This window comes from Levilactobacillus tongjiangensis (assembly GCF_003946345.1).
In the GTDB taxonomy this organism is placed as follows: Bacteria; Bacillota; Bacilli; order Lactobacillales; family Lactobacillaceae; genus Levilactobacillus; species Levilactobacillus tongjiangensis.
Genome location: NZ_RHNY01000009.1, coordinates 63720 through 82918, shown reverse-complemented (window position 1 = coordinate 82918; position 19199 = coordinate 63720). Strand labels below are relative to the sequence as shown.

Here is a 19199-nt window from a genome sequence, read left to right as displayed (position 1 = left end):
CCGGCCCCGCAAAATAACATTGAATTTATTGCACTGGTTGGCCAGAATGCTGTTCCAAGCCACCTGATACTGGCAAGTTCTCCCCGTTGATTGGGTCAGATTCGTCACTAGCCAAGAAATACATGACCCGCGCAATGTCTTCCGGCTGGGCAATCCGTTTCAATGGATTTGCCTGTTCGAACTGTGCCACGACCTCTGGTGGGTTGGCCATAAACATCGGCGTCTTGGTTGCACTTGGATCCACGTTGTTCACACGAATATTGTACTGTCCGTAGTCCAACGCCATGGCGCGCACCAGGTTGACAACGGCTCCCTTGGCAGCGTTATAGGCCGCCATGTTATAGTCGCCCCGCAACCCAGAAATGGAACCCGTGTTCACAATCGTCCCGTGTCCCTGTTCAATCATACCGGGAACAAAGGCCGCACTCATCAGATAGATGGATTTGACGTCGACCGCCATGATACGGTCCCAATCGGCTTCCTTGACCTGGTGGAGCATCCCTGGGACAAAGATTCCAGCGTTATTCACCAGACTGTCAACGGTCCAACCTTTGGCCTGAATAGCCACGGCTAAGGCATTTACGGAATCAGCCTGACTAACATCCGTCGCCTGAAAGAAGAGGTTAGCATACCCCGCTTGCTGTAAGTCTGCGACCACTTGGGTCCCCTTTTCAGCGTTTAAATCAGCTAAAACGACGCGCCAGCCACGGTGACTAAAGAGTTTGACGGCACTGAGCCCCATCCCAGACGTAGCACCAGTAATAATTACAGTTTTCATGGTTCAAAACCTCCCAATTTTAAATGGGGGTTCGACAATGCCGAACGGACTTTTCCTGAACCCCGCACACTATACGAGGCCCTAGCCAATTTGTCAAACGCTTCAATTGCATTTCTATGTAGCTTTCCCTACACTTAGTTCCTAAGGAGGACCACCACGATGACAATCTTACTGATCAATGGCAGTCCCAGAAAGACTGGTAACACAGCTACTCTCGGCGATCGACTGCTCACTAACCTACCTTATCGCACCATTCATCTGGCCGACCACCAACTCAACTTTGTTCAAGATTACCGGGATACGACCCACCCGCAACAGGATCTGACCGACGATTACGAAACACTGATGACCCAATTTGCCCAAGCAACCGACATTGTGCTGGGAACACCAGTCTACTGGTATGGCATGACCGGGCAACTCAAGGTCTTCATGGACCGCTGGTTTGACAGCTTCACCAACGACTTCTCTTTTTCTGGCAAGCGCCTCTACCTACTAGTCGTGGGTGCCGATGAACCGGAAACCAAGGCAACGGGTATCACCCAGGCAGTTCAGGAATCCTGTGACTGGTTACAGATGGACTTTCAAGGGACGGCGACCGTTACGGCAGATGGCCCCTCAGACGTTGCTAAAATGGCGGAGCTGCCCGCTAGCGTACGTCGGTTACGCGATATCTTGCAGCAGCATCAAGCCTAAATGTTTCATGTGAAACATAACTAAACAGCTAAACCTCTTTGACCAGTTGTCACCCGCAACCCGCAACCGGTCATTTTATTTTGCCTAAACGCCCTATTCACCCGCGAACTATGCTAGAGTAAAAGTTGAATTCAGTGAGAAAGTGAGGCTTCACCCATGCAATTTCGACTTATCCAACCAACCGACAATCCTGCGTTAGCTAAAATTCTACGCGATAACCTTAAAGCCAACGGATTAGACATCCCGGGGACCGCCTACTTTGACGACCTCGAACACCTCAGCGACTTCTACCAGCAAACTGGGCGCGACTACCTTGTCGCCCTCAACGACGCTGGCGAAATCCTCGGTGGTGGTGGTTTTGCCGAATACCTCCCCGATCAAGGCATCGCGGAACTCCAAAAACTGTACCTAACTGATACCGCTAAGGGACAAGGCGTGGGCTACCGTTTGGTTCGAACGGTCGAAGTCATGGCCCGTGAGGCTGGTTACCAACAAATGTATCTAGAAACACACCACGCGTTGAAGCCGGCCATGCACCTCTATGAAGAGATGCACTACCAATTGGTGCCTGAACCTTTAAAAACCGCGGTACATCAAACGATGGATTGCTTCTACGTTAAACCACTCGTTAAAAGCTAAATTCCCCCCCAAAAAAGAACGTGTGCCAGCTACCTCCTGGCACACGTTCTTTACAGGTAAACTTGGAAAAAGTAAAAGGCCTGAGGCGTTCATGTCAGGCCTTTTACCTATCGTGCGATAAATAAGTGACAAATAAAAAACCACCGCTCGGGGAAAGCGATGGTCATCGGAGTAGGGGTAACGTCACTATATAAGAATGACGTTAACTATTTTTTCATTATTCCAGGGGAGGAGGAGTACATGAAAAAAGATTGTTAATCTTTGGTAGAAGCAACCTACTGGTTAACTTCTATGCTTCATATAATAATTGGAAAATATGATGAAAGTGTGAACTTTCTGGCACACTCTTATGAATTTTGCGCATAGCCACTATTTAAGACATTATTTCCTTACGGGGAGAAGGGTTTTGCGGCATCACTATTTTTGGCATATTTCGCCCAATTCATCTATTTAGTTTCAATTTATACAGCGTATAATGCTTTATGCATTGGTTTATACACCAGATTCATTCTACCTCAGACTAGTTTGTTCTGACGACTGAAGCGTGCGCCGTCAGCCAGACTCCTCCGCTTAGTAAAAATAAGGTCCCTGTCCAGCGTTGCTGAACAGGGGCCTTATTTCCATACACTCATTTTATGTTCCGTTCCTGGCGGCCTCTGAAACGTGCTCCGCAAGGCAGGTCCCTGCGCTTAACCCCGCCAAGCACCAGACCGGTTTCACCGGTCCGGCACTTGGCGACGTTAATGCTCAGGACCTAACCGCCTTGCTCCACACTCTTACCCTTCCGGTGTATAAGCCACCGAGGAGAATTTGTTGAACGATTTGACGAAAAGTAGTTTGACCGTGCCCCGAGGACCCGACCGGTTCTTTTCGATAATGACTTCAACTTCACCGACGTCTTGGTCGCCCTCTTCACGTGGGTCACTGTTGTTGTCACCGCCACCGCCGTCTTCGTCGCCTTCCCGTTCGTAATAATCATCACGGTACAGGAACGAAACGATATCGGCATCTTGTTCGATTGATCCAGATTCACGAATATCAGATAGAACTGGGCGTTTGTCTTGCCGCTGTTCCACTCCCCGTGAGAGCTGGGACAACGCAATAACTGGTACGTGCAATTCCTTGGCTAATTTCTTCAATTGCCGTGAAATATCAGAAACTTCTTGTTGCCGACTTTCGTGGTTGGTTCCTTCAATCAGCTGCAGGTAATCGATCACGATTAGCCCCAGGTTACCCTTTTCTTTCGCTAACCGCCGACACTTGGCCCGAATTTCAGTAATCTTATTTCCGGCCGTATCGTCGATATAAATGTTGGCCTTGGCCAGACTGCCCATAGCCACAATCAGGTTTTGCCATTCATCTTCGGACAATTGCCCAGTCCGCAAGTGGTTGGCATCGATGGAACCTTCCGCACACAGCATCCGGTTGACCAACGATTCCGCACTCATTTCCAAACTAAAGATGGCCACGGTTTTATCCGTCTTGGTCCCCACGTTTTGCGCAATGTTCAGAGCAAACGCGGTCTTCCCAACGGCTGGCCGCGCAGCGAGAATCATTAATTCATCGTCGTGCAACCCCGTCGTCATCTTATCCAGCTCGGCGTAACCGGTAGATAGCCCGGTAATCACGTCACCCTGTTCGGAAAGTTTATTGATCTCTTCAAATGAGTTATTTAAGACATCACGGATCGGCTTGAAACCAGATTGGTTCCGCGTTTCCGCCACACTCATGATATCTCGTTCGGCGTTATCTAACAGGTCCGAAACATCCTCGTCCTGCTGATAACCCTGTGTCGCAATGTTCGTGGCCGTCTGAATCAACCGCCGTAAAATGGCCTTTTCTTGAACAATTTTAGCGTAGTAGGTCGCGTTGGCCGCAGTAGGCACGGAACCCGCTAACTCAGCGATGTAGGTCACACCACCGACGTCATCCAGCTCATTTTTGGCCGTCAGTCGGTCGGTAATGGTCACCACATCAATGGCTTCATCACGATCGTTCAGGTCGATCATGGCCTGAAAGATAATCTGATGTTCCCGGCGATAGAAGTCTTCCGGGGACAAGTATTCCATGGCATCCACCAACGCGTCGGTACTCAAAAAGATCGCCCCGAGGACGGCCTTCTCGGCATCGAGGTTCTGTGGTGGTGTGTGATCTGTTAAAACGTTATTATCCATGCTTAACTGATTACCTCTTAACTCAATTTTGTCTGCCGCAACGAGCTTCTGAACTTATATTTTACCATGTAAGCCAGGATGGGGGAAATATAAGTTACCTCCCATCGATTACTGGTTCCATGAAAAAAGCCGTCCTGTATAGGGCGGCTTTTGAAATATTTATTTTTGCTTGGCAACCACGTGAACCCGAATCTTAGCGATCACGTAACTGTGCAGCTTGACTGGCACGTTCGTGAAGCCCAAGGACCGGATAGGTTCTGGGAGCTCAACTTTGCGCTTGTCGATCTTTAAATCAAATTGCTTTTGCAGCGCCTGAACAATCTGCTTACTAGGAATGGACCCGAATAACCGGTCATCTTCCCCCGCCTTAGCCACGATTTCAACAACCGTCTTGTCGGCTTCCAACTTCTTTTGTAAGTCCTTGGCTTCTGCCAATTCTTCGGCATCTCGCCGTTGTTCAGCTTTGCGTTCGGCATTCAACTGACTCATCGTGGCTTGGTTAGCTTCCTTAGCCAATCCACGCTTGATCAGGAAGTTTTGGGCGTAGCCATCGGGAACATTCTTGATTTCCCCACGCTTACCCTTACCGCGAACGTCCTTGACAAAAATAACTTTCACGTCGCTCACTCCTCACTTATTCCAACTATAATATTAATCCTACGCTAAGACGGCGCGTTTAGCAATTAACTAAGTCGTCGTTTCCTCCGGCTCATCGCTATGATTTAAAATATCGATCAGCTGTTGCTTGACCTCAGCCACCGTCTTGTCGCTGATTTGCGTGGCCGCGTTCGACAAGTGACCACCACCACCCATGGCTTCCATGGACAGTTGCACGTTGATTTCCCCCAGTGACCGGGCAGAAATACCGACCCGACCATCGGCCCGACGCGTAATGACAAACGACGCATCGACACCCGACATGTTTAAGAGGTCATCGGCAGCCTGAGCAGCTGTAACCGGATCGTATGTTTGATCCTCCTCGCCTGCAATCAGCGCCATGTCTTCGTTGACGAACTCGACCATTTCAATCAAATGGTTACGTTGCAGGTAACTGTCGACGTTTTCTTTCATATACTGTTGCATCTGAATCGCGTCCGCCCCAGCAGACCGCAAGTAACTGGCAGCATCAAACGTCCGCGTCCCAGTCCGCAGCGAGAAGTGTTTGGTGTCGACGAAGATCCCCGTCAGCATCGCAGTGGCTTCCAGCTTATTGATTGGTTCACCCTCTTGTGACTGATACTCAAACATTTCGGTAATCAGCTCACACGTTGAGCTAGCGTACGGTTCAATGTAGACCAACAGCGGATTCTCGGGGAACTCTTCACCACGACGGTGATGGTCAATAATCATGACCCGGTTCTCCAAGCGATGATACAGTTCAGACGAAATGGAAATTGACGACTTAGAGTGGTCAACCATCAGCAACATACTCTGATCGGTCGCTTTCTCTAGAGCTTCCTCTGGTGAAATAATGGCGGCATCGACATCTGGATATTCTTTCAAATTATCCAACAACCGTTGCACGTCGGAATGGACGGTCTCTTTGTCGAGAACGATCCACGCCTTTTTATTATTCATCTTCGCAATCCGTCGAATCCCTAGGCAGGCTCCCAACGAATCCATATCCGGTTGGGTGTGCCCTTGAACAAAAATCTGGTCGGATTCATTCATCAATTCTTGTAGGGCCTGTGAAATCATCCGCGCCCGAACCCGCGTCCGTTTCTCCATCGGGTTCGTCTTGCCACCATAGTAGCGGGCCTCCTGGTCAGCGGCTTTCACCACGACCTGGTCCCCACCCCGACCGAGGGCCAAATCCAGATTACTCTGAGCTTGATCGGCCAGTTTGTTCAGGTTGGGGTCGCCGTACGCAATCCCCATACTCAAGGTCAGTGGGAAGTTTTGCTTCGACGTACTCTCCCGAATGGTGTCCAGAATCTTAAACTTATCCGCTTCAATCCCAGCCAATGATTTAGCATAGGCCAGAATGAAGTAGTGGTCATCATCCAATTGTTTGAGGTACATATCAAATTGCTGGACCCACGCCGACAATTCATTCGTGACATAATTTCTCAGGTTGGAAATGTCTTGGTCGGTCATTGACTGTGTGACTTCATCATAGTTATCCAAGAAAATCTGCCCAATCGCAATTTTCTCATTATCGTACTGTTCCTGAATCAATTGGTAATGGGTGATATCATACAAATAAATCGCATGAAAATCTGGTTGAACGTACATTGTGAAGCGTTTATCCCGCCATTTCACGGTCGTCATAGTCTGGGGTTCCGCGCCTTCCACCAGCTTTGCCAAATCCGTATCAACCGCCCCAATCGTGCGGTTCAAAACGTCCTGGTCACCAAAGTAGTGTTGCAGGTAGGGATTGACCCATTCAATCTGATCGTTTTCCCCGAGAATAATCACACCAGGTGGCATCCGTAGCAATGCTTCCTGTTCACCCTGTTGAATTCGAAAGGACAGGTCAGAGATGTACTGCGTCGTATCGGCACCAATTTCCGCCATCGTATTAAATGCTATCAGCGTTGCGATTCCCACCAGAACTAAAACGACAATCCCAAAAATCCAATTGAGCAGAAACGAGAGCACAATGCCGAGAATTGCCAGTATGGCAGTCATCATTGCAATGCCTCGCAAGCGCCGGTTCTGTAAGAACTCGGGCACATTTGCTCGTGAAAATAATTTATTCATTTTGCTCCTCATCTGATTCATCTGGAAAAGATATTTTGATCCACCCGTACCGGGCAAAAACTCACGGGATCAAAAAGTGTCAAATAATAACCTTATTTTATCACACTCGCTGGTAATGACAAACCCACCCAGCGCAATAAACCGCGCCATGACGGGAACGGCAAGGGTTTAGGTACGATTAAAAATTCCCAGTTGACCTTGACGTTACGTCAACCACTATAGTAGATTACAAGCAAGACAGGAGGTGGTCGCCATGACCTACAGTATTCAACAGTTAGCCAATTTAGCTGGTGTCAGTACCCGGACCTTACGCTACTATGACCAAATCAAACTGTTACCCGCTAATCGCAACGTTCATAATGGCTACCGTGAATACGGTGCGGACGCCGTAGACCGGCTCCAATTGATTCGCTACTTTCAAACGTTTGGGTTCGAGCTGACCACTATTCAACAATTGCTCGACCAGCCCCGCGCCGTCCAGACAGCCGCATTGGCTGCACAACGGGCCCAGTTAGCCGCGAAACGCGATCACCTCACGACCTTGCTGAATACGCTGGACCGCACCCTAGCGGCCCGTAACGGAGGACCTCAGATGACTGATTCAGAAAAATTTGCCACCTTTAAACAGGCACAACTCGCCGACAACGAACAAACCTTTGGTATGGAAGCGCGTCAACTATATGGAAAAGAAACCGTCACGACCAGTCAACAGCGGTTTGCTAATCTAAGTGAGCCCGAATACCACGACATGCAGGCCACTGAGGCCGAGCTATTTGCCGCTCTCAAAACGGTCGCCACAACGGGTGACCTCACGAGCGAAGCCGCCCAGCGGGTCTACGAGTGCCATCGGAAATGGCTATGTTTCACGTGGAACAACTACTCCCCTGCTGCTCACCGTGGCTTGGCTCAAATGTACTCGCATGATTCCCGCTTTGCCGACTACTACAATCAACGGGTCGGCTTACCTAATGCGGCGGCTACATTAGTGGCCGTAATCAATCGGTTTACGGCATAGCTCGACTCACAACGCGCCAGCCATTTTTAATCTACTATAGAAACCAGCGGCCATGAGAAAATCATGGTCGCTGGTTTTTTGATAAAATTTCTAAAATTGCAGATCAAAAACAGCTTATTGGTTGGGATCCTTGATTTGGCTCCAAGGCATCACGTGCAGCATCCAAGAAATGCCGTACTTGTCAGTGAAATGGCCCATCTTACCACCCCAGAACTGCTCCTCATATGGCATATCAATGGTCACTTCACCTGAGGCAACCAACCGTTGGTAAAAAGCGTCCGCCGCCTGAACACTAGCGGCATCATCTCCATTGATATCCAAGATCATATCCACCTGATTAGATGACTGAACGGGGCCCCGAAAACTATCGGCACACTGAAAGCTCATGCCCAGGACTGTAAAACCGGCATGAATCGTCAGACTCTCGAGGTCGGCATCTGCTGGTAGATGAAACTGTTTAGCCTGCTCTGGTTGGGGGCTAAAGCGATAGACATCCGTGGCACCAAAGACCGTTTGGTAATAGGCCAAGGCCTCCTTGGCACTTTCAAAGGTAAAGCTGGGAATAATTCTGGATTGCATAAATAACCATCTCCTGACTGTGAATATCCTTAGTGTAGCAAGCTTTTCATTAAGATGGTAGTAAAGGGGCTTGAATAATTTGTTATTCTCAATCTGATGACGGCTGTCACTGATGCTTGTATTAATGTTGCTCACCAAATGCCAACTTAAATCACTTACTATTCCTTAAACAAGCTCTGATGTTTCATGTGAAACAAAGCTATTCAGTCTGATATCTCACCTGTTTAGTTGATAAACGTCCTGATTTTATCTGACTTGCCGTGATTAATAACAATCCATTAACATGTATAAATATTATCCGTGCAATACGCCATATTTATTCAATTATGTTAGCGTTATTCTTCTTGTCTCCTCAATTTTCCTATGCTAAGCTTGGTTTTCAATCAGTCAGGAGGCCATCCTTATCCTTAGCTTACTCATGCGTTTAATCATTTGGTTACCCACCTTGCTAATCACTTGCTTTGCCCTCTTTATGATATTGGGCCGACTAACAGGTCTCCTCCTAGTAAATGACAGCATCAGCATCGTCTTCACGATTATCATCCTAATCATCAGCGTAGCGGTTGCTGTCGAGATTGCCAACTGGGTAAGTTCTCGTCATTGGCCTGAGTCAGGCAACGACTAAATCCAATCGTCTACCAAAATTTCTTACATTATAGAGCATAAAAACGAGGTCGGCATTTTTACCAGCCTCGTTTTTGATAATCGCTATTTTACCATCAGCATCTGTCGCCTTTCTCATTTTCCAACCTCCTTGGACCGATTTTACTGGGTAGCTAACCTGAAAATACTGGCAACAATCATCAGAATAAAATTTTACTAACTCCTAAACTACCTCACGTCTTCGGTGAATGATCCACCAAATCAGCCACAACATGTTAGCGTTTACATTACTATTGATATCACATTTATCCCACAACATCCAACCATACCCGCCATCGTCTCTCGACTAACCATCACTGAAAATACCGCGTTTTTTTTTTCAAATTCACCGTTGACAAAACAAATTTCGGTGCTAAACTAGCAATTATTAACAATTGATTAGAAAATTAAAAAGTGATGATGAAGTCCAGTAGTGCTAAACGATCTTGTCAGCGAGCCCGGTTAAGTGAGAGCGGGTCAAGATTCTTAGCATGAACATCCCTTCGGAGCTGTTAGCTGAAATTCAAGTAAGTTTATACCGGAAGCATCCGTTATCAATGCAGTGAATCGCGGGAGTGGTTGTTTCCCAAAAGTTCCTAGCTTTTGAGGCTCGTCCTCTAGGAGCCCGCCGTTCATAGATAAGGCTACTTTTTAAGTAGCAAAAAATAAGGTGGTACCGTGCTAACTGCACCCTTACAGAGAAACATTTTCTGTAGGGGTGCTTTTTATTTCCCCGCTAATTACTTCTAATCAATTGAATCTAGGAGGTTGTTTCACATGAAACATTCAGTTTGGGCAATGCCCGCATCTTTATTATTACTCTTTACACTCAGTGCCTGTGGTCAGGCATCCGGTAACACGGCCAATAAGAACAAGACGTTAAATGTTACGCTGGCCAGTGAGCCCGCCACTGCCGACCCTAACAAGTCGACCGACACCAACAGTGGTAACGTCATCACCCAAACAATGGAAGGCCTCTATACCTATAACAAAGCCGGCAAATTAACCGCCGGAGTTGCCACCAAGATGGTAAAACCCACCAACAACGGCAAGACCTACACTTTCACATTACGTAAGAACGCCAAGTGGTCCAACGGCCAGCCAGTTACCGCCCAAGACTTCGTAACATCCATGCGGCGGTGGGTCGATCCCAAGACCAAGGCCCAATATGCTAGTCTCCTGAGTGCTTTTAAAAACTATGATGCCGTCCAGAAGGGCACCCTCACCCCCGATAAATTAGGGGTCAAAGCTTTAAGCAAAACCAAACTTCAATTTCAATTAAGCAAGGCTGTTCCCTACTTCGATGACTTAGTCGCCGGTTACTATCCACTGAACACCGACGCCGTTAAGAAATACGGACAAAAGTACGGAACTAGCGCCGCTAAGACCGTCAGCAATGGCGCCTACAAGTTGGTCGGCTGGACTGGTAGTAATTCCTCATGGACCTACGTGAAGAACACCCATTACTGGAACGCCCAAAACGTTAAAATCAAGAAAGTCGCTGTATCCGTTACCAAAGATGAAAGCACCGCCTCTAATCTTTTTAAGAGCGGTAAGATCCAGGAAACCACGGTTAGTGGCCAGTACGTCCGGGCCAACGCTAACGACAAGCAACTCCACACCCACCTGTTGGGCCGGTTACAATACCTCTACGTTAACAGTAAGAAGAAAGCAACGGATTCAGAAAACCTGCGTCAAGCTGTTTCACTCGTCATGAGCCGGTCAACGTTGACTAAGAAAGTGCTTCAGGATGGCTCCAAACCAGCCCTCAGCGCCGTCCCTCGTGGTGATCAAGCTAATCCTAAGACTGGCCAAGATATGGCCGCTCAGGTTGGGAACCTGTTACCTCAAGACGTCACCAAAGCCAAGGAATACTGGGCTAAATACCTCAAGGAAACTGGCAAGACTAAGGTCACGTTGAACCTTCTGACCGATGATACCGACGATGACAAACACGTTGGGACCTACCTACAATCCGTTATGCAAAAGAACTTCAAGGGCTTGACGGTCAATGTGACCTCAATCCCTCACGCCCAACACGTTGCCCGTGACTTTGCCGGGAACTTTGAATTGAACCTTACCGGCTGGTCCAGTAGTTGGCTAGATGCCTCTGATTACCTCAGCCTAGCCGCTAAGACCAACACCGTGAACTTCACCGGCTGGAACGATGATCAATTCAACGAATTGCTGAACGACGCCAACAGTAAGACTGGTTTAGCACGCTACAACGGTCTGATGGCTGCTGACAAGCGGTTGATGGCAGTCAAGGGGTACATCCCCGTTTACCAACCTTCAGAAGCTAAGTTGGTCTCCAGCAAGGTGGGCGGTCTGACCTACACGCTCCTACACGATGCTAAATACCAATACGCTTACTGGAAATAAACACTTCCACTAGCAACATGATCATAACCACCAGTACTTCCACTAACAACCAAACGATGCTAACGAAACGAGTTACTTAATATATAGGAGGAAACGCATATGAGCAAAAAAACTTTCTTTAACTTCACCTTATTTGATGGCACCACCGATCAGAATGAAGCCGACGCCTGGTTCACTGTCGACACTGAAACGGGTAAATTAGTCGACCGCGGGCAGGGCACGCCCGCTGAGGCCGATGAACAGGTTGATTTAGGCGGTCAGTACGTCATGCCAGGGTTCTTTAACGTTCACACCCACGTCTCAGCCAATCCTTTAGCACTGAACGGCAGTCACAACTCTGAATCCGAAGTCTCCGTCTTTGCCTGGACCAACCTCCAAGCACTCTTAAAGTCCGGTGTAACCTACGTCCGAGGCTGCGGAAACGATTACGACGTTGACGTGAAACTCAAGCGTCTGCAGAAAACCGGTCAGCTCCCACACACTCCTCGGATGTTGACCTCCGGCAAGGCCTTCTCGATGACCGGTGGCCATGGTGATTCCGCAACTGGTGGGCACGCCGTTGACTCACCCGATGAGATGCGAAAGGCTGTCCGGACCGCTTTTAAGAACGGTGCTGAGAGTGTCAAGGTCATGGCCACTGGTGGCGTCATGACACCGAACGATTTCATGGAAGACGCTCAATTATCCGTGGCCGAAATGCACGTGGCCGTTGAAGAGGCTCACCATAAGCGTCGCGTCGTCGCTGCCCACGCCGAAGGGAACCCTGGTATCCAGAACGCTTTGGATGCAGGTGTTGATTCCATCGAGCACGGTTTCTACGTCAACGAATCTGAAGCCAAGCAAATGGTCAAACAGGGCACCTACCTCACGCCAACGTTGATCGCTGAATGGGTCATCCCAGAATTTGGCAACGGTGATCTCCCTGACTGGGAAGTGAAGAAGGCCGCCGACGCCTTAGACGATACCTACGTCAACATGAAGCGGGCCTTCAAGTTAGGCGTCAAATTCACCTGTGGGACCGACGCCGGTACTCCTTACAACGGTTTCGATAAGACGCCCGAGGAATTTGGCTTACTCACCAAGTTAGGCATGACCAATGCCGAAGCCTACCAGTGCTCGACGTTGAACTCCCCTAAGTTATTGGGGGTTGCCGATGAATACGGCACCCTCGAAGTTGGCAAATTTGCCGACTTCCAAGTCCTTAAGAAGGACCCCCTCGCTGACACCGCCAATGTCGTTCAGGCAGACAAACAAGTCTACCTTGGCGGTCATCGCGAGTTCTAAACCTCGTTAAAAAGCAATGCGTTCACACGGGATCCGACCCCCAGTGCTGACGCATTGCTTTTTTTATGTTTGCCTGTAATTAAGCCAATCCTTGCATCTTCCGTGACAGACTATCGGTTGCCTTAATGGCTGCCAGGACGTCTCGTGGCGTGACAGGGAACCCCATGTTGTGAATGGTTTCGCCCTTTTGAGTGGTCAGCGTGGCCACTTTTAGCAGGTCTTCGTCACTCACATTTTCCAGATGGAGGTCAGCCAAGGTGGTTGGCAGGCCCAATGCCGCCTCAAATTCCAGATAACGCCGGAACTGGTCGTCAGTCGCTCCTTCCAGAACTAGATTGACTAATGTTCCGAAGGAGACCTTTTGCCCGTGTGAAAGCTTATGCACGTCACCGGACAGCGCAGTCAAACCGTTTTGGAAACTGTGTGCGGCCGCTAAACCAGAGCTTTCGGCACCTACCCCACTCAGTAGGATGTTGGCCTCAATGATGTGGGACAACGCTGGCGTCACCACGTGGTCCTGAGCAGCTGCAACTGCTTGATCCGTGTATTTGAACAGTAATTCTTCACACTTCTCGGCCAAAGCAATCCCGGCTGCTGTCTGGTCAGTCTGCAATGGGAGTAAGGTTGTCGCCCGGGCCCGCGCCACGGTCTGAGCTTCCACGTTAGTCGATAACGCGTCGGCAATCCCGTCAATCAGGAACCGAACGGGCGCCCCCGCAATCACGGAGGAATCTACCAGAACTAGATCTGGGTTCTTGTCGTAGAATTGGTATTTCAGAAATTCTCCGTTAGCGGAGTAAATGACACTCAACCGGGTACAAGGTGAATCATTCGAAGCCAGTGTGGGCACGATGACCACTGGAACGTGGAGGCGATCACCAACGGCCTTGGTCGTATCGTTGGTCTTCCCACCGCCGAGGGCAATGACGAACTTGGCATCCTTTTGCTCACCGATACCCTGAATCCGTTCAATTTCTTCCGGTGAACTTTCCCCGTTGAACGAAATATGTTCGATTTCCAATCCATCAGCGGTCAAGTATTGGTAGAACTGTTCACCAATCAGTTGCCAAACAATATCATCCGCAATCAAGAGCCCATGATCCCCAAATGGTGCGATGTACCGCGCCGCGTGCTGTAGTAACTGATCACCTTGAACGTATGTCGAAGGACTTGCAAATGCCGTAATCATTGAAAATACCTCCATCCTTAAGAAAGGTTTCATTCTAATCAACTAGGTACGAATGAACAGGTAACTTGCCATATGACTGGCGCTTACCGTGAGATTCCAGTAGTTACGGGTGGACGTCTCCCCCATGGTTTACTGACCTAATCCTGGCCTGTGATTAAGCTTATGACCAGAGTATGCCCCGATTTAGTTAAGGGTGCAAGTAAGATATCTTGTGAAAGTTTTGGCCAATTTCCGTTTTCTTTACTTGTGAATTGTTCTGAAAGCAGGCTACACAAAGGGATTATCAATTCACAATCACAAAAAATGGGTAAAAAAAAGACCCCCTACATTTCTGTAGTTAGGTCTAATTCTTTATTAACCTTCTTCACTGACGAAAGGCATTAAGCCCATGATCCGTGAACGCTTGATAGCGATAGTTAACTTCCGTTGGTTCTTGGCACTAGTACCAGTAACCCGGCGAGGTAAGATCTTACCCCGTTCAGAGATGAACCGACGTAATAAGTCAGTATCCTTGTAATCAATGTATTCGATGTGGTTGGCTGCAATAAAGTCAACCTTCCGACGGCGACGGCCGCCACGACGTTGTCCTGCCATGAAAATTTCCCTCCTCGTTATTTGAGATTAGAACGGTAAATCATCATCGGAAATGTCAATTGAATCGCCGGAATTCGCAAACGGATCAGCTGAGTTGTTCCCAGCGTTACCTTGGTTGTTATTGACCGGATTAGGATTCGAGTTCGTAGGCGCGGATGGGGCCGACGATGTCGGATTCCCACTCGTGTACGGATTGGCATTTTGATTCTGATTCTGAGGAGCGTTATTCGCGGAACCACCATTGTAATTACCACCGGCGTTGCCACCCGCGTTACGATTGCTCGAACGGGGTTCCAAGAACGAAAAGTTCTCAACGACAACTTCGGTCACGTAAACACGTTGGCCTTGTTGATTTTCATAATTCCGGGTCTGGATGCGTCCTTCAATCCCACAAAGAGAACCTTTGTGCATGAAGTTAGCAAAGTTTTCCGCGGATTTACGCCAGATGACGCAACTTACGAAATCAGCTTCCCGTTCACCTTGTTGGTTGGTGAACCGCCGATCAACGGCCAGCGTGAATGTGGCAACAGCAGCACCGCTTTGGGTGTAACGTAAGTCAACATCCCGTGTCAGTCGGCCAGTAAGTACTACTTGGTTGATCATTGCTGAATAACTCCCTCTCTACATATAGTTAGTTTTGAATTTAGTCTTCGCGCTTAACGATCATGTGACGTAAGATACTGTCGTTGATCTTAGCCAAACGGTCGAATTCGTTCAATGCTGCGTCATCAGTAGCGTTAATCAGGTTGATGTGGTAAATACCTTCGTTAAAGCCGCCAATTTCGTAGGCGAACCGACGCTTTGACCAGTCTTTTGAACTGATCATATCTGCACCGTTATCAGTCAGCACCTTGTCGAAGCGTTCAACCAGAGCGGTCTTCGCAGCATCGTCAAGATCTGGACGAATGATGTAGGTGATTTCGTATTTAGTAGATTCCATGAATGTTACACCTCCTTATGGACTTCAGGCCCCCGCTGCAATGCGGAAGCAAGGAGAGACACTAGCGTAAGCCAGATACTCACAAGCTAGTAGTATAGCATAAACGTAACAGTTAAGCAAATCGGGGCCGACCGATGGGTGTTGCTGACGTTACAAAGATTAACTACGCAAAGTCCATGTTGTTTTTTTGAAGGAATTGAAAATTTCCAACAATTAATTTTCTCCGTCCCTAGACTATGCCCAACAAAGCCCCCACCCGTGGTAACATCGTCGAAAAATTACTTAACTGTCTGCTTAGCTATCTCACTATCAAAAAGGCGTCCGAGAACATCCCAGACACCTGTAATCGTCTTTTTACTTAATAATTGCTGCGATGTTCTCATCAGTCCACACCCGTCCTAGCTTTACACAACGGCCACGCTTTGATGAGCTTGTAGATAAGCCTGCGCTAACAAGGTGTAATCGTCAGCTAACAGGTAATGCGAGTCATGGGAAATCGCCCAGTTAACGCCCGCACTAATGGTCTGAACGGCCTGGTTGACCTGCCCCTGTTGCAACAGAACCTGCGCGTACTGATAGAAAACGACATTTAAATTTTCATCAGGATCCATGACCCGCTTCGTCCGCATAATGGCTAGCGCACGCTCAAACCCCGCAAAGTTTCCGGGCTGGCTGTCCGCCAACAAATAATTTTCCACCGCAATCAGTAAAACCTCCAACGATCGATACTGAGTCGGCCGCTGGGGCACCATCATCGTCAATGCCGTCCGAACGTGTTGCAACGCGCCTGTCGGCTCCTGAGTTGCCTGGTAAAGGGCCCAACCATAGTAGTAATAATAAGTCTTTAAGTCCTCATCCGTTGTTAGTGTGGGCAGTAGGTCGGTAGCGTCCATATAAGCCACCACCTCGGCGAAGCGGCCAGCCCGGTATAACTTGTGGACCTTGCGACTAAACGTTGGCTGGCGACGAATCGGATAGTTCTGACGCAACGTCTGCTTCATGGGTAACCGTAGCCGCTCACAGAGCTGGGTTAACAAATCGGCATCGGGAATTCCTTGCCCCTGTTCAATCTTGTTGATCAGCGACTGGCCACACAGACCTGCCGCCAAAACATTTTGTGCAATTCCTAGCTCCAACCGTCGCGCTCGCAAACCGCGACCCAGTAGCTGACCGGCCTGTGATAAGTCATCTGCCATGACGCCCATCGCCCCCACTTTCATCCGTAAATAAGTTACTCTCAGAGTAGCAAATCCTGTCAAAAAAGTAAATCCGTTAAACCATTTACAATAAAGAAAATATTAAATACAAATTTAATCGTAAAACATCCCGCCTCCCTGCCAGTAACTTGGTCACCCAAAAAGAACGACCACCCCAATTTCCGGGTGGCCGCTCTATTAAATCTATTTTTTCTAATCTTGCCGCTTAAACCAGTGAATACTCAGCAAGCTTAGGCCTAAGAAGCCCGCTAATACGGCAACCCAACTCGATTTTTGTTCGTTGGTTTGTGGCAAAGTCGTGGCCGCCTGTTGTTGCGTTGCAGTTGATGATGACTTTGGCTGTGCAGCCAGTTGCTGCTGACCTGGCTGTTGCGTACCATGACCCACCTTTGCAGCTAATGAACCATTTACAGTTACGACTTGACCACCAGTCCGGCTGCTAATTTTAGCCGCTGACCCGGTCGTCACAACTTCTGGCTGATTCGTCTTAGTTTGCTTGACTGGCGTTTTAATCGTCGGTTTTTTAACCGTCGTACTGCCTAAATTAGCCCCACTACCGCCAGAAACTTTATCGCCTTCATTGGTATTGGTATCAGGTTCGGGTGTTGGCGTTGGTATTTCCGGTTCAATCGGTGTCCCTGTATTACTCCCACCACCAGGATTGGTGTCAGGGTCAGTTGGGGTCGCCACTTTTTGCCAAACGTACGTGTCCGCCATGGTGCTGCCATCGTAAGCGGTATTGAGTTGCGCACTCGTGAACGTGGTGCCCTTAGGCTTATCAACCGTTCCAGTTCCAACTGCTTGCCAGAGGCCCGTGTAAACGTCCGTCACCGGGACATCTGGTAAGAACGCATTACCGTTCGTCGTATCACCTAGGCTGGTATTTGGTCCTAGAATCAATTCCTGTAACCCAGTTGTCCCATCCAAGGCCTCATTAACATGGTTACCGTCCACGGCCGCCAAGTTAAACCCGGAGAGATCTAATTTCGTTAAAGCTGTGTCTCCAGCAAACATCCGAATCATGTAGTTAATCGTGGGATGCCACTGGCTCAAGTCCAGCGTAGCCAACGACGGATCGTTGTGGAACATACTTGTGAACTGACTGCCGCCAGAAACGTCCCAATCACTGACCTTAGCCGTTGTCAGTAACGGATCACCCTCAAAGGCCTGAACGAAGATAGTGACATTGCTGGTATCCCAGTTACTCCCGTCAAATGATGTCAGGTTAGGCATACTAGCAAAGGTCCCACTCAACGATTTCAGATTGCTGGTCTGCCAGCCAGATAAGTTCAGGTTAGCAATGGCCGTCCCATAAAATAGTGAAGCGGCTGAGGTTAAACTGCTAACGTCCCAATCAGCCGCATCAACCGTGGTTAAAGCATCATCGTTGTAGAGCATCGAATCCATGGTCTTCACATTGCTGGTAGTTGTCCCCAATTTGAGGTCAACTAGTCCCATCTTGTAGTGCGTTTCGGTTTCTGGATCATAGTAGCGACCACTGAAGGCCTCGGTCATATCCGTCACGTTACTCAGGTCCCAGCTACTGAGATCCAAGCTCTTCAAGGCGAAGTCCTGGCTGAACATCTGCGTCATGTTCTTGACTTGACTGGCATCGACGTTGTCCATCCCCTCAAATGCCGTCACGTTTTCCCAGTCCCAGAACAACATCATACAGTTCGCTGGCAGGACAACTTTCCCCTGACTACCGTCAAAAACCACTTTAGTGGCACTGTAATACCGCCCGATGTTGGCTAACGTCCCAGCGTAAAAGGTCATCACACCATTGCTATCCATCGTCCATTTGCTAGTCCCAGACATCCCCGTCTTAACAATCGTTGGGGCTGCCGCTGCAGTATCCGCTGGAGCAACTGGTGCGACTGGAGCCATCGCTCGAGCCATCGTACCCCGGTTAATCTGAGCAACCTTTGGCGTAGTCTGTTCCTCGCTGACCACTTTCTTGGGTGTCGACGTCGTGACCGGCACCACTGGCTCGGTTGTCGATTTGTCAGTTGTATCTGCCGGTTGTGTAGGTGTGGTGGTTGGCTTATCGGCCGCTGGCGTTTCCGGTTCTGGAGTAGCAGCGCTAGTTGGTTTAGTCGTAGGTGTCTGCGTATCTTCTTCGTTAGTTAGTTTTGATTGTGAACCAGTTAGTGCTGCTGATTGCTTGGTTGTGTCGTTAGCCGTGCTGGCCGCTGAATCGCTGACCTGATTATCGGAACTGTTTGCGCTTTCATTAGTGTCAGCATAAGCCGTGTTCATCTGGGTGCCAACGCCTGCAATAGCCCCCATGATTGCTAAGGTTGTCAACCTTGTCTTTGTCGTGTTCCTCAACTTTTTAGTCATGATTAATCCCCCTCAACTTTGTAACAC

At 48.8% G+C, this 19199-nt stretch carries 17 protein-coding genes and 1 other annotated feature; of the genes, 5 read left to right on the top strand and 12 right to left on the bottom strand.

Annotated features, from left to right (window positions below):
• Positions 1–25: 25 nt before the first annotated feature.
• The gene (locus EKM75_RS07070; RefSeq protein ID WP_125693261.1) at positions 26–778 is read right to left on the bottom strand and encodes an SDR family NAD(P)-dependent oxidoreductase; all 753 of its coding nucleotides are present in this window, start codon (positions 776–778) and stop codon (positions 26–28) included.
• A 159-nt stretch (positions 779–937) separates the two neighbouring features.
• Between EKM75_RS07070 and EKM75_RS07065 the strand changes: the two genes are divergently transcribed.
• Together EKM75_RS07065 and EKM75_RS07060 are read left to right on the top strand one after the other, a co-directional pair.
• Complete coding sequence (locus EKM75_RS07065) at positions 938–1471, top strand: flavodoxin family protein (RefSeq protein WP_125693259.1); 534 nt, start codon at positions 938–940, stop codon at positions 1469–1471.
• 156 nt (positions 1472–1627) lie between these two features.
• Positions 1628–2110 (top strand): GNAT family N-acetyltransferase, encoded by a 483-nt coding sequence (locus EKM75_RS07060; protein WP_125693256.1) that lies wholly within the window; start codon positions 1628–1630, stop codon positions 2108–2110.
• A gap of 776 nt (positions 2111–2886) precedes the next feature.
• On the opposite strand, the gene dnaB is transcribed toward EKM75_RS07060, so the two are convergent.
• The 3 genes from dnaB to EKM75_RS07045 form a co-directional block, all read right to left on the bottom strand.
• On the bottom strand, positions 2887–4284 hold the full coding sequence (gene dnaB, locus EKM75_RS07055; RefSeq protein ID WP_125680613.1) for a replicative DNA helicase: 1398 nt from the start codon (positions 4282–4284) through the stop codon (positions 2887–2889).
• A gap of 159 nt (positions 4285–4443) precedes the next feature.
• Positions 4444–4902: a 50S ribosomal protein L9 gene (gene rplI / locus EKM75_RS07050; protein ID WP_125693254.1), complete on the bottom strand. Its 459-nt coding sequence runs from the start codon at positions 4900–4902 to the stop codon at positions 4444–4446.
• A gap of 69 nt (positions 4903–4971) precedes the next feature.
• Positions 4972–6987, bottom strand: a complete 2016-nt coding sequence (locus tag EKM75_RS07045) for a DHH family phosphoesterase (RefSeq protein ID WP_125693252.1) — start codon at positions 6985–6987, stop codon at positions 4972–4974.
• Between the two features lie 253 nt (positions 6988–7240).
• Between EKM75_RS07045 and EKM75_RS07040 the strand changes: the two genes are divergently transcribed.
• Complete coding sequence (locus tag EKM75_RS07040; RefSeq protein ID WP_125693250.1) at positions 7241–8002, top strand: MerR family transcriptional regulator; 762 nt, start codon at positions 7241–7243, stop codon at positions 8000–8002.
• 114 nt (positions 8003–8116) lie between these two features.
• On the opposite strand, the gene EKM75_RS07035 is transcribed toward EKM75_RS07040, so the two are convergent.
• Positions 8117–8581 carry a VOC family protein gene (locus EKM75_RS07035; RefSeq protein WP_125693248.1) on the bottom strand — a complete coding sequence of 155 codons (465 nt, stop codon included), beginning with the start codon at positions 8579–8581 and terminating at the stop codon, positions 8117–8119.
• A 610-nt stretch (positions 8582–9191) separates the two neighbouring features.
• The gene (locus EKM75_RS13010; RefSeq protein ID WP_263853492.1) at positions 9192–9323 is read right to left on the bottom strand and encodes a hypothetical protein; all 132 of its coding nucleotides are present in this window, start codon (positions 9321–9323) and stop codon (positions 9192–9194) included.
• A gap of 308 nt (positions 9324–9631) precedes the next feature.
• Positions 9632–9921 (top strand) — a binding site (T-box leader).
• Positions 9922–10000: 79 nt separating this feature from the next.
• Between EKM75_RS13010 and EKM75_RS07030 the strand changes: the two genes are divergently transcribed.
• A complete protein-coding gene (locus EKM75_RS07030) occupies positions 10001–11605 on the top strand; it encodes a peptide ABC transporter substrate-binding protein (protein WP_125693246.1) in 1605 nt (534 codons plus the stop codon).
• Between the two features lie 99 nt (positions 11606–11704).
• Positions 11705–12889 carry a metal-dependent hydrolase family protein gene (locus EKM75_RS07025; RefSeq protein ID WP_125680601.1) on the top strand — a complete coding sequence of 395 codons (1185 nt, stop codon included), beginning with the start codon at positions 11705–11707 and terminating at the stop codon, positions 12887–12889.
• 79 nt (positions 12890–12968) lie between these two features.
• Here the strand turns inward: EKM75_RS07025 and EKM75_RS07020 are convergent, their stop codons facing one another.
• The 6 genes from EKM75_RS07020 to EKM75_RS06995 all read right to left on the bottom strand — a co-directional run bounded on the left by EKM75_RS07020 (position 12969) and on the right by EKM75_RS06995 (position 19172).
• Complete coding sequence (locus EKM75_RS07020; protein ID WP_125693244.1) at positions 12969–14078, bottom strand: glycerol dehydrogenase; 1110 nt, start codon at positions 14076–14078, stop codon at positions 12969–12971.
• A gap of 354 nt (positions 14079–14432) precedes the next feature.
• Positions 14433–14672 carry a 30S ribosomal protein S18 gene (gene rpsR / locus EKM75_RS07015; protein ID WP_048733694.1) on the bottom strand — a complete coding sequence of 80 codons (240 nt, stop codon included), beginning with the start codon at positions 14670–14672 and terminating at the stop codon, positions 14433–14435.
• Positions 14673–14699: 27 nt separating this feature from the next.
• On the bottom strand, positions 14700–15275 hold the full coding sequence (gene ssb, locus EKM75_RS07010) for a single-stranded DNA-binding protein (RefSeq protein ID WP_125693242.1): 576 nt from the start codon (positions 15273–15275) through the stop codon (positions 14700–14702).
• Between the two features lie 40 nt (positions 15276–15315).
• The gene (rpsF, locus tag EKM75_RS07005; protein WP_125693240.1) at positions 15316–15612 is read right to left on the bottom strand and encodes a 30S ribosomal protein S6; all 297 of its coding nucleotides are present in this window, start codon (positions 15610–15612) and stop codon (positions 15316–15318) included.
• A 404-nt stretch (positions 15613–16016) separates the two neighbouring features.
• Positions 16017–16808, bottom strand: a complete 792-nt coding sequence (locus EKM75_RS07000) for a helix-turn-helix domain-containing protein (RefSeq protein WP_164508751.1) — start codon at positions 16806–16808, stop codon at positions 16017–16019.
• A 213-nt stretch (positions 16809–17021) separates the two neighbouring features.
• The gene (locus EKM75_RS06995) at positions 17022–19172 is read right to left on the bottom strand and encodes a BspA family leucine-rich repeat surface protein (protein WP_125693236.1); all 2151 of its coding nucleotides are present in this window, start codon (positions 19170–19172) and stop codon (positions 17022–17024) included.
• Between the last annotated feature and the right edge of the window lie 27 nt (positions 19173–19199).

What these genes read in the sequence shown, in the direction of transcription:
- EKM75_RS07070 (WP_125693261.1), bottom strand. Translation starts at nt 778, where the DNA reads ATGAAAACTGTAATTATTACTGGTGCTACGTCTGGGATGGGGCTCAGT.
- EKM75_RS07065 (WP_125693259.1), top strand. Translation starts at nt 938, where the DNA reads ATGACAATCTTACTGATCAATGGCAGTCCCAGAAAGACTGGTAACACA.
- EKM75_RS07060 (WP_125693256.1), top strand. Translation starts at nt 1,628, where the DNA reads ATGCAATTTCGACTTATCCAACCAACCGACAATCCTGCGTTAGCTAAA.
- dnaB (WP_125680613.1), bottom strand. Translation starts at nt 4,284, where the DNA reads ATGGATAATAACGTTTTAACAGATCACACACCACCACAGAACCTCGAT.
- EKM75_RS07045 (WP_125693252.1), bottom strand. Translation starts at nt 6,987, where the DNA reads ATGAATAAATTATTTTCACGAGCAAATGTGCCCGAGTTCTTACAGAAC.
- EKM75_RS07040 (WP_125693250.1), top strand. Translation starts at nt 7,241, where the DNA reads ATGACCTACAGTATTCAACAGTTAGCCAATTTAGCTGGTGTCAGTACC.
- EKM75_RS07035 (WP_125693248.1), bottom strand. Translation starts at nt 8,581, where the DNA reads ATGCAATCCAGAATTATTCCCAGCTTTACCTTTGAAAGTGCCAAGGAG.
- EKM75_RS13010 (WP_263853492.1), bottom strand. Translation starts at nt 9,323, where the DNA reads ATGAGAAAGGCGACAGATGCTGATGGTAAAATAGCGATTATCAAAAAC.
- EKM75_RS07030 (WP_125693246.1), top strand. Translation starts at nt 10,001, where the DNA reads ATGAAACATTCAGTTTGGGCAATGCCCGCATCTTTATTATTACTCTTT.
- EKM75_RS07025 (WP_125680601.1), top strand. Translation starts at nt 11,705, where the DNA reads ATGAGCAAAAAAACTTTCTTTAACTTCACCTTATTTGATGGCACCACC.
- EKM75_RS07020 (WP_125693244.1), bottom strand. Translation starts at nt 14,078, where the DNA reads ATGATTACGGCATTTGCAAGTCCTTCGACATACGTTCAAGGTGATCAG.
- rpsR (WP_048733694.1), bottom strand. Translation starts at nt 14,672, where the DNA reads ATGGCAGGACAACGTCGTGGCGGCCGTCGCCGTCGGAAGGTTGACTTT.
- ssb (WP_125693242.1), bottom strand. Translation starts at nt 15,275, where the DNA reads ATGATCAACCAAGTAGTACTTACTGGCCGACTGACACGGGATGTTGAC.
- rpsF (WP_125693240.1), bottom strand. Translation starts at nt 15,612, where the DNA reads ATGGAATCTACTAAATACGAAATCACCTACATCATTCGTCCAGATCTT.
- EKM75_RS07000 (WP_164508751.1), bottom strand. Translation starts at nt 16,808, where the DNA reads ATGGCAGATGACTTATCACAGGCCGGTCAGCTACTGGGTCGCGGTTTG.
- EKM75_RS06995 (WP_125693236.1), bottom strand. Translation starts at nt 19,172, where the DNA reads ATGACTAAAAAGTTGAGGAACACGACAAAGACAAGGTTGACAACCTTA.